Raw genomic sequence first — 13,730 nt, forward strand, 5'->3', positions numbered from 1 at the left:
CCCCGGGCCGGGGCCTTTCTTCGGCGGGCCGGGGCGGGCGGGGAAGGGGTGTTCGGAAGCGGTTGTCGCGGGCCGCCGGCTCCGGCCTCAGATCAGTACGGTCCGCTTTCCGGTGACGGCGCTGATTCGCCGGGCGTCGCGGGTGAGATTGACCCGCTTGAGCCAGCGGTCGGTGCCGTCGAAGCGGCAGCGGAAGGACTCCCGGCCGTGCACCACCCGGAAGTTGTCGACGAAGACCAGGTCGCCGGGGGCGAGCGAGATCCGCTCCACGTGCTCGCCGAGGACGGCCTGGACGGTCTCCACGGCTTCGGCGGCCGCGTCGTCGCCGGGCAGCGGGCGCATGAAGTCGATGTCGAAGCGCAGGTAGGGGGTGTTCGGGGGGCCGAACAGCACGGCGCCGAGCTGCGAGCCGTCGCCGGCGCTGTCGGGCAGCGAGCCGAGGTTGTGGGAGTCGTCCGGGAGGAACAGGAAGCGCTCCTGGAACAGCACCTCGCGGACGTCCTGAGGCAGGTCGAGCGCCTCGGCGCGGACGTAGGTGGTGCCCACCTGGGTGGGGTTGCGCAGGCACAGCAGGGCCACGTAGTCGCTGCGGCAGGGGTGGAAGACGTCCTCGGTGTGGAAGTTGAGCTCCCTGGTGCTGCTGGCGCTGGTCAGCGAGTTGTCGTCCTCGGGGGTGGGGCAGACGTCGTGGACCAGCCGGCCGGCCTGCTGGCTGGTCCAGCCGAACGGCTCGGCGAGTCCGGCGCCGACCAGGGCCAGCACGCCCTCCTCGTGCCAGCCCGCGCCGAGCTTGGCGGCCGGCTCCCAGCCGAGCGGGGTGGGCTCCAGATCGGCCCGGACCGGCAGGTTGGAGACCACGGTGATGGCCTCCCCGCCGGTCCGCGTCGCGGCGAGGAAGGTCCGCAGCCGCTCGGGCAGCCGCTGGGCGGCGCCGGTGGCGGCCGCGGACATCCGCGAGGGGTCCTGGTCGCCGTTCAGCGACTCCAGGAATTCATCGGCGAGAACCGCGATCTCGTCGCGCTCTTCATCGTGCAACCGCAGCGTGGACACCGCTTTCCTTTCTTTCGCGTCGGTGCGCCCTGGGGATTTCCGGTCAGGACGCGATGGAGCGTGGGCGGAGGTCGTTCCAGTTGCTCTCGACGTAATTCAGACATTCCTCCCTGGAGTCGGGTCCGTACGTCGACGACCAACCGTCTGGAACGTCGAGGAAATCCGGCCAGAGGCTGTGCTGGTTCGCCTGGTTGACCAAAACCCGGAAGGTGCCTTCGGCGTTCTCGAACGGGTTGCCCATTCGTCTCTCCCTGAACTGGTGGGGCTGGCACTGGCACCGCTCATGCTGGGAATCGGTTCGGCGTGCTGACAAGCTCGTTAAGCCAGGCCTTAAATCAGAAAACGGACCCTTCGGCTTCGCTTCGCCGAATGCCTGTGGCGGGCCGGTATATCGCGCTGACCTGCGGTTATCGTGCCCTGCTTAAGGAGCTGGAGCCTGCTGTTGGTTCCGGTCGAAACTGATGGCACCTGCCGGAAACCGAACAGGAGGCATCCATGTCGATCACTGAAGTGGCGATACCCGGGGCAAAACTGACATCGGCCGACATCTACAACTCGGCGGTGGCATCCTGGGCAATTGCCGCAGCCTGGGAGGTGGGCGCGCTCGACGAACTGGACGGCGCCGCCTCTCTGGATGCGGAGGAACTGGCGGAAAAGCTCGGGCTGGACCCGGTCGCGTCCCGCGGGATGTTCCAGGCGCTCGCCTCGGTCGGGGTCGTCACCCGCGATGGCGGCACCGTCAGCCCCGGCCCGATCTTCGACGAGGTGAACACCTACCGGTCGTACTTCCACTGGCTCAGCCGGGGCTGCTCCGGTCTTTATACCGAAATGCCCTCGGTGCTCCGAAAAGAGAACCGGGTCGGCTCCTTCCACCACCGCGACGGCGCGGCCATCGGCTACGCCTGCCGCGAGCTGTCCTCGTTCTCGTTCGACCCGGCGTTCTGGGCCGCGATGGATCGGCTGCCGTTCGACTTCAAGGTCGCCGCCGACCTCGGCTGCGGCAGCGGCGAGCGGCTCATCCAGCTCGCCAACCGCTACCCCGGCACCCGCGGGCTCGGCCTCGACATCGGCCTCCCGGCCGTCGAGATGACCACCCGTGAGGTGGCCAGGGCCGGCCTGTCCGACCGCATCACCGCTCTCCAGGCGGACGCCCGCGACCTGGCCCCGCACCCCGTCTTCGCGGAGGTCGAGCTGCTCACCTGCTTCATGATGGGCCACGACTTCTGGCCCCGCGAGAACGCCGTCAAGTCGATGCGCACCCTGCGCGAGCGGTTCCCCAACGTGCGCCGCTTCCTGCTGGGCGACACCACCCGCACGGTCGGCTACCCGGACCGCGGGATCCCGCTGTTCAACCTCGGCTTCGAGTCCGCCCACGACCTGATGGGGGTGTACGTGCCCACCCTGGACGAGTGGTACGGGGTCTTCGAGGAGACCGGCTGGAAGCTGGCCGGCGAGCAGCGGATCGAGTCGCCCGCCGCCTCCGTCGTCTTCGAGTTGGAGTGACCCCGACACCATGACGACCACCTCGGCAACCCCCACCAGGAGCGTCGACCCGGCCAGCGCCGGCGGGCTCGGCCGGCTGCTGCATCGACTGATCCGCCGGCACACCGTCCCCGGAGCCCAACTCGCCATCCTGCACCGGGGCGTGACCTCGGTGGTGGTGGCCGGGGAGGAGCGCCACGACAGCGGCCGGCCGGTCGTCGCGGAGTCCCGGTTCCCGGTCGGCTCGCTCACCAAGCCGTTCACCGCCGCGCTGCTGACGACCCTGGCGGGTGAGGGCGAGGTGGACCCGGACGCCCCGCTCGGCGAGCAGTTCCGCGAGTTCGCGGCGCTGCCCGGGGCGCTCGGAAGCGAACTGACGCTGCGGCACCTGCTCACCCACACCGGCGGACTGCCCGGGAGTCACCCCGCCGAGCAACCGCCGGCCGACCGCGACCAGTACCTCAGGGAGGCCGCGGCGACCGTGGTCTGCCCGCCGGGCACGGCCTTCTCCTACTCCAACGTCGGGCTGGTGGCGGCCGGCCGAGTCGCCGAACTGGCCCTCGGCATGCCGTGGGAGGAGGCCGTCACCTCGGTCCTGCTGCGTCCGCTCGGCATCCGAGCGGCCTTCGTCACCGGTTCGGGCGCCGCCGCCGGGCACGTCCCCGGGCACGCCGCGCAGCCGGCGTACGGTACCGCCCGCCCGGTGGCCCAGCTGCTGCCGCCGGTGGAGGCGCCGGCCGGCGCGCTCGCGCTCGCCGCCGCGGACCTGCTGCGGTTCGGCACCCTGCTCGCGGACGAACCGGTGCGCCCGCGCGGGCCGCTGCTGCCGCCGCCCCGGGTCACCGAGGCGATGCGCCGGATCGAGCCGAACACCGACGCGTTCGGCCTGGCCGACGCCTGGGGCCTCGGCCTCGCGCACCACCTGGCCCCGGACGGCCGGACCTGGGTCGGTCACGACGGCACCGGCGACGGCACCTCCTGCCACCTGCGGGTCGACCCGCAGGAGGGCACGGTCGTCGCGCTGACCACCAACGCGGGCACCGGACTCGCGCTCTGGGACGACCTGCTGGCCGAACTGGGCGAGGCCGGGATCGAGGTCGGCAGTCACCCGTTCACCCGGCTGCGCGGCGACGCGCCGCCGGCCCCCGAGCACCTCCTCGCCGACTGCGCGGGGACCTACCGCAACGGCGCCACTGAGTACCGCCTGGTCCGTGACCCGGACGGCCTGCGGCTCGACCAGGGAGGCCGACCGTTCGCCCGGCTCGCCGTCCGGTCGGACCTGGCGTTCTCGGTCGTCGAGCTGACGACTGAGCGGACCGGCTACACCGGCCGCTTCCACCGGGACCCGGACACCGGGCGGATCGACCGCATGCAGGTCGGCGGGCGCCTGGCGGCCCGGTGGTGAGCGGCGGTACACGGCAGTAACCAGCGTGTTCCGGACTCCCGCGACCCGCGGGAGTCCGAAGCCGTCGTCGGACCGGACGGTCGGCTGAACGGGCAGGGCAGACCGAAGGGCAGGAGACACAACCATGTCGCACGAGGCGGCTTCCCCGGACGCACGGCTCATCACTGGCACCGACCCGGCGTCGGCGGAGGCGGCAGGGTGGCACGCGGGACCGCCGGCGCCCGCCGCCGGCACCCTGCCCGAGCTGCTGCGCCGGCAGGTCGAGCGGGCCCCGAGGGCGCCCGCCCTGGTGTCCGGGGCCGGCACCCTCTCGTACGCCGAGCTGGACAGCCGGACCAACCGGCTGGCACACCTGCTGATCGACCGGGGCGTCGGCCCCGGCAGCATCGTGGCGCTCGGCATGGCCCGCGGCGCGGATCTCGTGCTGGCGGCCATCGCCACCACCAAGGCCGGTGCCGCCTACCTGCCGGTCGATCCGGCCTACCCGGCCGAGCGGGTCGCCTACGTCCTCGCCGACGCCTCGCCGCGGCTGCTGCTCACCAACGGCGCCGGTTCGGTCCGGGCCGCCGACGGCCCGCCGGCCGTGCTGGACCTCGCCGACCCGGCCGTCGCCGAGGCGCTGGCGGGCTGCCCGGACACCGACCCGGCCGCGGCCGGGAAGGTCGGGCCGGGACACCCACTGGACGCCGCGTACGTCATCTACACCTCCGGGTCCACCGGGCGCCCCAAGGGCGTGGCCGTGCCCCACCACGGCCTCGCCGCCCTCACCGCCCAGCACGTCGCCCAGCTGGCGGCCGGCCCCGGTTCCCGGGTGCTGCAGTTCGCCAGCCCCAGTTTCGACGCCTCGGTGTTCGAACTCTCCATGGCGCTGCTCACCGGCGGCACGCTGGTCCTGGCCGACGCCGCGCGGCTGGTACCCGGTCCGGCCTTCGGTGACCTGCTGGCCGAACTGCGGATCACCCACGTCACCCTGCCGCCGGCGGTGCTCGCCACCCTGCCGGACGGGGCGGTCCCGGCCGGCGTCACCGTCGTCACGGCCGGCGAGGCCTGCTCCGCCGCGGTCGCGGCCCGCTGGGCGCCCGGCCGGCTGATGGTCAACGGGTACGGGCCGACCGAGTCCACCGTCTGCGCCACCATGAGCGACCCGATCCCCGGGGACGGCACCGCCCCCGACATCGGACGCCCGGTGACCGGCACTCGGGTGCACGTTCTCGACGAGCGGCTGCGGCCGGTCGCCCCCGGCGCCGTCGGCGAGCTGTACGTGGCCGGGGACGGGCTGGCGCTCGGCTACCTGGGCCGCCCCGGTCTGACCGCCGAGCGCTTCGTCGCCGACCCGTACGGACCGGCCGGCGGCCGCCTCTACCGCACCGGCGACCTCGCCGAGTGGACCGCGGACCGCGTGCTGCGCTACCGCGGCCGGACCGACGACCAGGTCAAGATCCGGGGCTTCCGGGTCGAGCTGGGCGAGGTCGAGGCCGCCGTGCTGACCCACCCGGCCGTCGCCGAGGCCGCCGCCGGAGCACCCGAGGACGAGCGCGGCCACCGCCGACTGGTCGTCCACGTTCGCGCGGAGGCGGGCCTGGCCGCGCCCACCCGGGCCGAGCTCGCCGCACACCTGCGCCGCACCCTGCCCGAGCACCTGCTGCCCTCCGCGGTGGTCCCGGTCGGGCACTTCCCGCTCAACCCCTCCGGAAAGGTAGACCGCGCCAAGCTGCCCGCGCCGGACCGGACCGGCCGCGGGGTCGCCCACGTGCCGGCGGACGGCCCGGTCGAGGAGGCCGTGGTCCGGATCTGGGAGGAGGCCCTCGGCACCACCGGTGTCGGGACCACCGACGACTTCTTCGACCTCGGCGGCGACTCGCTGCTGGGCGCCCGCGTCCTGGCCCGGCTGAAGGCGGAGTTCGGCACCGCGCCGAGTCTGCGCGAGCTGTTCGCCGCGCCGACCGCGGGCGCGGTCGCCGCCCTGGTCGGACCGGCCGGGCACACCCCCGCCCCGGTCCGGGCCGTCGCGCGCGACGGCGCGCCGGGTGGCCACGGCGGCACCGTGCCGATGTCCTTCGCCCAGGAGAGCCTCTGGTTCCTCCACGATGCCGCCCCGGCCCTGGCCGGGTACGGCGCCGCGGTCGGCATCGAGCTGACCGGCGAACTGGACGACGAGGCGCTACGCGCCGCCTTGGGCGCGGTGCTCGCCCGGCACGAGGTGCTCCGCACCACCTTCCGGGCCGGCGAGCACGGCGGCGTGCAGGTGGTGCACGAGCCCGGCGAGCCCGCGCTCGACGTGGTCGACCTCACCGCGCTGTCGGCCGGGAAGGCGGCGGACGAGCACGAGCGACTGCTCGCCGAGGCGACGGCCCGTCCGTTCGACCTGGTGGCCGGGCCGCTGCTGCGCACCCTGCTGATCCATCTGCCCGGGCAGCGGCACGTGCTGGTGCTGGACCAGCACCACATCGTCACCGACGGCTGGTCCACCCGCGCCCTGCTCCGGGAGCTCTTCGAGCTCTACGGCCGGGCCGTGCGCGGGCCGCTCGGCCCGGTGGCGCCGGCGCCCGACCAGTTCGCCCGCCACGCCGCCGACCAGCGCGACCGGGCCCGGGCCGGCGCCTGGGACGCCGACATCGCGTACTGGCGCGAGCGGCTCGCCGACCTGCCGCCGCTCGACCTGCCCGCTGACCGGCCGCGCTCGGCGGCCCGCACCGGCGCCGGCGCCCTGCACCGGTTCCGCGTCCCGGCCGAGCTGGCCGCCGGGCTGCGCGCCATGTCCCGGGCCCGTCGGGCCACCGTCTTCATGACGCTGACCGCCGCCGTGCACGTCCTGCTGGCCCGGCACAGCGGCCAGCGCGACTTCGCCCTCGGCATCGCCACCGCCGGTCGCCGCGACGGCGTGGACGACGACACCCAGGGCTTCTTCGCCAACCTGGTGCCGCTGCGCACCGCGCTCGACCCCGTCCGGCCGTTCGGCGAACTCGTCGACGCCGTACGGGAGTCCACCCTGGTTGCGGTCGAGCACGGCGAGGTGCCGTTCGACCGGCTGGTCGAGGCGCTGCGTCCGGTCCGCGAACCGGGCCGGATGCCGCTGGTGCAGACCGCCGTCACCTACCAGGAGCCGCTGCTGCGCCCCGGGGCGGCGGCCGCCGGGCTCGACCTGGCCGAGGCCGAACTCCCGCGCTCCTCCTCGCGGTTCGACCTGCTCTTCGAGTTCTGGAACCACGGCGACACGCTCGGCGCGGGCATCGAGTACAGCACCGACCTGTTCACCGCTGCCACGGTCGCCCGGCTGGCGGACCACCTGCTCGGCCTGCTCCGGTCGGCCGTCGCCGACGCCGGCGCGCCCGCCGGGGAGCTCGCCCTGGTCGGCGCGGAGGACGCCGGGGCCCGGCGGGCCCGGGCCGACTGGCACGACACCGAGGTCACCTACCCGCGCGAGGCCCGGGTCCACGAGCTGTTCGAGCGCGTCGCCCGGCTCCGCCCGGAGGCCGTCGCCCTGGTACACGAGGAGACCGTCGTCCGCTACGGCGAGCTCAACACCCAGGCCAACCGGCTGGCCCGCCGACTGGCAGCCGCCGGGGTCGGGCGCGGCACGCTCGTCCCGGTCTGCGCCCGGCGCTCGCCCGGGATGGTCGTCGGGCTGCTGGCGGTGCTCAAGGCCGGCGGCGCCTACGCGCTGCTCGACACCGGCCTGCCGGTCGAGCGGCTGCGGCTGATGATCGAGGACCTGGCCGCGCCGGTCGCGCTCGTCGGGGCCGACGCCGAGGCGACCGTCCGGGCGGCCTGGCCCGCCGCGGGCGACCCGGTCCTGCTGTCGCTCACCGACCCGGCCACCGACGCCGAGGACGGCTTTGACCCGGCCGTCCCGGGCAGCGCCGAGGACCCGGCGACGGTGATGTTCACCTCCGGCTCCACCGGTCGGCCCAAGGGCGTGCTGGCGGCCCACCGCGCCACCGTGCGCACCTTCGTCGGCACCGACTACGCCCGGTTCGGGCCGGACGAGGTGGTCCTGCAGACGGCGCCGATCTCCTGGGACGCGTTCTCCCTGGAGCTGTTCGGCGCGCTGCTGCACGGCGCCCGCTGCGTCCTCCAGCCGGCCCCCACGCCCGAGCCGGAGGCGATCGCCGAGCTCGTCGAGCGGCACGGCGTCACCACCCTGTGGCTGTCCTCCAGCCTGTTCAACGTGATGGTCGAGGAGTACCCGGGCATCTTCGGGACGCTCCGCCAGGTGCTGACCGGCGGCGAGGCGGTCTCGGTCGAGCACGTCGGCCGGGTGCTGCGCCGCCACCCCGGGCTGCGCCTGGTCAACGGCTACGGACCGGTGGAGTCCATGGTGTTCGCCACCACCCACCGGATCACCGAGCGGGACCTGGAGCGGGCCTCGGTGCCGATCGGCCGCCCGCTGGCCAACACCCGGGTCCACCTGCTGGACCAGGACGGACGGCCGGTGGCGGACGGCGTGCCCGGCGAGCTGTACCTGGCCGGCGACGGCCTGGCGATCGGCTACCTCGGCCGGCCCGAGCTGACCGCCGAGCGGTTCGGCCCCGCGGTCTTCGACCCGGCCGAGCGGCTCTACCGCACCGGCGACCTGGCCCGGATGCTGCCCGAGGGCGTGCTGGAGTTCCTCGGCCGGGCCGACGACCAGGTCAAGGTGCGCGGCTTCCGGATCGAGCCCGGCGAGATCGTCGCCGCCCTGCTGCGGCTGCCGGAGCTGGCCGACGCCGCCGTCCTGGCACTGCCGGACAGCGCGGGCTCCAAGCGCCTGGTCGGCTACCTGGTGCCCCGGGACGCCGAGCAGGGCGCGGACACCGCCGGGGTGCGCGCCGCACTGGCGGAGCACCTGCCCTCGTACATGGTGCCGTCCGCCTTCGTCACGCTGCCGGCGCTGCCGCTGAACGCCGCGGGGAAGCTCGACCGGGCTGCCCTGCCGCTGCCCGAGGCCGACGCCGGGCGGGCCTACCTGGCGCCGCGCGACGAGAAGGAGCGGCTGCTCGCGCAGACCTGGGCCCGGCTGCTCGGCGTGGAACGGGTCGGTGTCGAGGACAACTTCTTCGAGCTGGGCGGGGACTCCATCCTCACCATGCGGGTCGCCGCCCGGGCCCGCGCCGAGGGGCTCTCCCTGCGCTCCGGCGACGTGATGCGGCATCAGAGCGTCGCCGCGCTGGCCGCCGTGGCGGTCTGGGCCCGGGACGAGGCGCCCGCCGCCGAACAGGGCCCGGTCGAGGGCGAGCTGCCGCTCACCCCGATCCAGCGCTGGTTCCACGGCACCGACCCGGCCCGGCCCGGGCACTTCGACCAGACCGTCCGGGTCGAACTGGCCCCCGGAGTCGACCAGTCGGCCCTGGAGCGGGCGCTGCGCGCCCTGTTCGCGCAGCACGACGCGCTGCGGCTGCGCTTCACCGGGACCGTCGGCCACCACGCGCCCGGCCAGGTCGGCCCCCTGCTGCACGTCGTCGACCTGGCCGGCCTGCCGGTCGACGAGCAGGACCGCCGGATCGACGACGTGGCCGAGCGGGCCGAGGAGTTCGACCTCGCCGAGGGCCCGCTGTTCGGCGCCACCCTGCTGCGCGGCGGCACCGAGCGGCCGGACGTGCTGGTGCTGGCGGCCCACCACCTGGTGGTCGACGGCGTCTCCTGGCGCATCCTGCTGGAGGACCTCGCCGACGCCTACCGGCAGGCCGCGGTCGGCCGGGAGGTGCGGCTCGGCGCCAAGACCACCTCGTTCCGGGCCTGGGCGCTCGACTTCGAAGCCCGCACCGCCGCCGGCGAGTTCGAGCCCGAGCGGGCCTACTGGGACGGCGTGCCGGACCGGGCGACGCCCCGGCTGCCGCGCGACCGGGCAGGTGCCAACACCGCGGCTTCGACCCGCACGCTGACCGTCCGGCTGACCGCCGCCGAGACGGACGCGGTGCTCCGGGAGCTCCCGGCCCGCTACCGGGGCGGCCCGGACGACGTCCTGCTGAGCGCGCTCGGCACCGCGCTGGCCGCCTGGACCGGCCTGCCGAAGGTGCTGGTGGACCTGGAGGGCCACGGCCGGGCCGAGCGGGACGGCACCGACCTGTCCCGCACCGTCGGCTGGTTCACCGCCGTGTACCCCGTCGCCCTCGACCTGCCCGACCCGGCCGCCGGCTGGCCGGCCGTCCTCAAGTCCGTGAAGCAGCGGCTGCGGGACGTCCCCGGCGGCGGCCTCGGCCACGGCGCGCTGCGCGACGCGGCCGCCCACCGCACCGAGCGCGACCGCGCGCCCGAGGTGAGCTTCAACTACCTCGGCCGCTTCGAGGAACTGCCCGAGGGCGGCCCGTTCGAGGCGGGCACCCGGCCGCGGATGTGGCTGCGGCAGTCCCCGGAGTCGGTCCGTCCCCACCTGCTCGACGTCATCGCCGTCCTCGGCGACGGCGGCGCCCTGGAACTGCTCTGGCAGTACTCCGACCAGGTGCACGAGGAGGCCACCGTACGGCGCCTCGCCGAGGCCACCGCCGATGCGCTGCGCGCGCTGGCCGCGCACGCGGGCGAACCCGGAGCCGGCGGCCGGACCCCCTCGGACTTCCCGCTGCTGCGGCTGGACCAGGCCGCGGTGGACCGGCTGGCCGGTGACGGCCGAGCGGTGGCGGACCTCTATCCGCTCACCGCGATGCAGGCCGGCATGCTCTTCCACTCGTTGGAGGCCGCCGCCGAGACCGGTGGTCAGGACGCCTACTTCGCCCAGTTCGCCTTCGTGCTGGACGGCGTGGACCGCGTCGACCTGCTGGAACGCGCCTGGCGCAGCACCGTCGACCGAACCCCGGTGCTGCGCACCACGGTCGCCGACGCCGGGGCCGGCGGGTTCGTCCAGCGGGTGCTGCGGACCGTCCCCACCCCGCTGACCGTGCTGGACTGGAGCGGACTGGACGAGGCCGGGCGGGCCGAGGCGTTGGAGCGGCTCTTCGCCGCTGACCGCGCGCTCGGCGTGGACCTGGCCGGCGGCCCGCTCACCCGGCTCACCGCGGCCCGGCTGGACAGCGGCTCGCTCCACCTGCTGTGGACCTTCCACCACGCGCTGCTGGACGGCTGGAGCCTCTACCAGGTGCTCTCCGACCTGTTCGCCGAGTACGCGGCGCTGCGCGCCGGCCGGCCGTCCGCCGCCGTCGAGCGGCCGCCGTTCCGCGACTACGTGGCCTGGCAGCTCGCTCGGGACACCGACGAGGCGCAGCGGTACTTCACCGAGCGGCTGGCGAGCCTGACCACCGCCACCCCGCTGCCCTTCGACCGCAGGCCGACCGGCGAGCACCGGGTCAAGTCCTCCGCGCGGCTGCGGGTGGAACTGCCGGCCGAGCTGTCCGCCCGGGTCTACCGGGCCGCGCGGGACCGGCAGGTCACCGTGAACACGGTGGTCCAGGGCGCCTGGGCGCTGCTGCTGTCCCGGCTGTCCGGGCAGGGCGACGTCTGCTTCGGCGCGACCGTCTCCGGCCGCCCCAACGACCTCGACGGCGCGCCGGACATGGTCGGGCTGTTCATCGGCACCCTGCCGGTCCGCGCCCTCGCGGACCCGCAGGCCGAGCTCGGGCCCTGGCTGCGCGAGCTCCAGCAGGAGCAGGTGCGGGCCCGCGTGCACGAGCACCTGCCGCTCACCGCGATCCAGGCCCGCAGCGGGATCGCCGCCCCGGCCAGGCTCTTCGACAGCGTGCTGGTCTTCGAGAACTACCCGGTGGACGACGCCGCGCTCACCGTCGGCGGCCTCGCCCTGCGCGACGTGAGCGCCGACGCCGAGACCACCAACTATCCGGTGACGGTGGGCGTCTACCCGACCGAGCGGCTGACCTTCTCGTTCGCCTACGACCCCGCCCTGTTCGACGAGCGGACGGTGCGGACCTTCGCCGACCGGCTCGGTCTGCTGCTGGGCGGCATGGCCGAGCCGGAGCGGGACGCGCCGACCCGGCTGGTGGACCTGCCCTGGCTGACCGAGGACGAGCTGCGGCGGCACCTGACCGGCCACGACGACACCGCGGTCGCCGTGGACCGCACCACCGTGCCGGAGCGGATCGCCGCCCAGGCCCGGCGCACTCCCGCGGCGCTCGCGCTGACCGGCCCCGACGGCCGCCTCGACTACGCCGACCTGGCCGCGCGCTCCGACGCGCTGGCCGCCCGTCTGCGCGCCGCCGGGGTCGGCACCGAGGACGTGGTGGCCGTCGCCATGCGGCCCTCCGCGCTGCTGGTGGTGACCCTGCTCGCGGTGTGGAAGGCCGGCGCCGGGTACGTGCCGCTGGACCTCCAGCACCCGGCCCGGCGGCTCGGCGCCCTGCTCGCCGAGTGCGGTCCGGTGCGGCTGCTGGCGGACGCCGAGGGCGCAGCGGCCTTGGACGGCGAGGCGCCGGCCGGCTGCCCGGTCGACCTGGTGGACCTGGCGGGCCTGGCCGGCCCGTACGACCACACCGGGGTCGTCCGACCCGCCCCGGCGGACACCGCGTACGTGCTCTACACCTCCGGTTCGACCGGCACCCCCAAGGGCGTGGTCGTCGAGCACGCCTCGCTGGCGCACTACCTGGCCCACGCCGCCGACGCGTACCCGGGCCTGCGCACCTCGGCGCTGCTGCACTCCTCGATCGCCTTCGACCTCACCGTCACCGCGCTGTGGACCCCGCTCACCCTGGGCGGCACGGTCGTGGTGTCCCCGCTGGAGCCGGACGCGCTCGCCGAACTGGCCGCCGCCGGCACCGCGGTGGGCTTCGTCAAGGCGACGCCCAGCCACCTCCCGCTGCTGGAGCGCCTGCCCGACGTGGCGGCCGGCTCGGCCGACCTGGTGGTCGGCGGCGAGCAGTTGCCCGGCGAGACCCTCGCCGGCTGGCGGGCCCGGCACCCCGGCAGCGCGGTGATCAACGAGTACGGGCCGACCGAGGCGACCGTGGGCTGCATCGTGTACCGGGCCGAGCCCGGGCAGCCGCTCGCCCCGGGCGCCGTCCCGATCGGCCGGCCGATCCGCAACACCCGGGTCCACCTGCTCGACGGCACGCTGCGCCCGGTGCCCGACGGCGTCACCGGCGAGCTGTACCTCGGCGGCGACGGCCTGGCCCGCGGTTACCGGGGCCGTCCGGCGCTGACCGCCGAGCGGTTCGTCGCCGCCCCGTTCGGTGCGCCCGGCGGACGGCTCTACCGCACCGGCGACCTGGCCCGGCGCCGCGCTGACGGCGTGATCGAGTACCTGGGCAGGGTCGACGACCAGGTGAAGGTGCGTGGCTTCCGGATCGAACTCGGTGAGGTGGAGAGTGCGTTGACCCGCCACCCGGGCGTCGCCGCGGCCGCTGCCACGGTCGCCGACGGGGTGCTCGGCGGGCACGTGGTGACCACCGGCGGCCCGGACGCGCCGGACGCGGCCGAGCTGCGCCGCTTCCTGGCCGGGCTGTTGCCCGAGCACATGGTCCCGGCGGGCTTCGCCTTCGTCCCGGCGCTGCCCCTCACCCCCAACGGCAAGGTCGACCGGGCGGCGCTCGGCCGACCCGCGGAACGGTCCACCGAGCCCGCCGAGCCCGCAGCACCGGAGCCGCAGGAGCTGCTGACGCCCACCGAGCAGGCCCTGGCGGGCATCTGGTCGGACGTCCTGGGGGTGGCGCAGGTCGGCCCGCACGACGACTTCATCGGCCTGGGCGGGGACTCCATCCGGAGCCTGGGCGTGATGGCAAGCGTCCGCAGGGCGTTCGGGATCTCCCTGTCGCCGCGGGAGGTCATGACCGCCCGGACCGTCTCCGAGCTGGCGGCGCTCATCGAGGACAAGGTCCTGGCGGACATCCTGGCCGCCGAGGGACTGGCGGACACCGGCACGAGCAGCGAGGCATGA

The 13,730-nt window shown here is 75.2% G+C and carries 5 protein-coding genes; 3 read left to right on the forward strand and 2 right to left on the reverse strand.

Annotated elements, in window-relative coordinates:
• Positions 1 to 87: 87 nt before the first annotated feature.
• Positions 88 to 1,050 (reverse strand): TauD/TfdA family dioxygenase, encoded by a 963-nt coding sequence (locus ACFV61_RS01265; RefSeq protein ID WP_244293424.1) that lies wholly within the window; start codon positions 1,048 to 1,050, stop codon positions 88 to 90.
• Positions 1,051 to 1,093: 43 nt separating this feature from the next.
• Positions 1,094 to 1,291, reverse strand: a complete 198-nt coding sequence (locus tag ACFV61_RS01270) for an MbtH family protein (protein ID WP_380489378.1) — start codon at positions 1,289 to 1,291, stop codon at positions 1,094 to 1,096.
• 254 nt (positions 1,292 to 1,545) lie between these two features.
• Between ACFV61_RS01270 and ACFV61_RS01275 the strand changes: the two genes are divergently transcribed.
• The 3 genes from ACFV61_RS01275 (at position 1,546) to ACFV61_RS01285 (ending at position 13,730) form a co-directional block, all read left to right on the forward strand.
• Complete coding sequence (locus ACFV61_RS01275; RefSeq protein ID WP_063348712.1) at positions 1,546 to 2,553, forward strand: cyclopropane-fatty-acyl-phospholipid synthase family protein; 1,008 nt, start codon at positions 1,546 to 1,548, stop codon at positions 2,551 to 2,553.
• A 10-nt stretch (positions 2,554 to 2,563) separates the two neighbouring features.
• Entirely contained in the window at positions 2,564 to 3,937 is a 1,374-nt protein-coding gene (locus ACFV61_RS01280) for a serine hydrolase (RefSeq protein ID WP_063348713.1), read from the forward strand.
• A 124-nt stretch (positions 3,938 to 4,061) separates the two neighbouring features.
• Complete coding sequence (locus tag ACFV61_RS01285) at positions 4,062 to 13,730, forward strand: amino acid adenylation domain-containing protein (RefSeq protein ID WP_380489380.1); 9,669 nt, start codon at positions 4,062 to 4,064, stop codon at positions 13,728 to 13,730.

Source organism: Kitasatospora sp. NPDC059817 (genome assembly GCF_042731835.1).
In the GTDB taxonomy this organism is placed as follows: Bacteria; Actinomycetota; Actinomycetes; order Streptomycetales; family Streptomycetaceae; genus Kitasatospora.

Bases quoted from the DNA above. Each gene is read 5' to 3' on its own strand.
- ACFV61_RS01275 (WP_063348712.1), top strand. From the start codon at position 1,546: ATGTCGATCACTGAAGTGGCGATACCCGGGGCAAAACTGACATCGGCC.
- ACFV61_RS01270 (WP_380489378.1), bottom strand. From the start codon at position 1,291: ATGGGCAACCCGTTCGAGAACGCCGAAGGCACCTTCCGGGTTTTGGTC.
- ACFV61_RS01285 (WP_380489380.1), top strand. From the start codon at position 4,062: ATGTCGCACGAGGCGGCTTCCCCGGACGCACGGCTCATCACTGGCACC.
- ACFV61_RS01280 (WP_063348713.1), top strand. From the start codon at position 2,564: ATGACGACCACCTCGGCAACCCCCACCAGGAGCGTCGACCCGGCCAGC.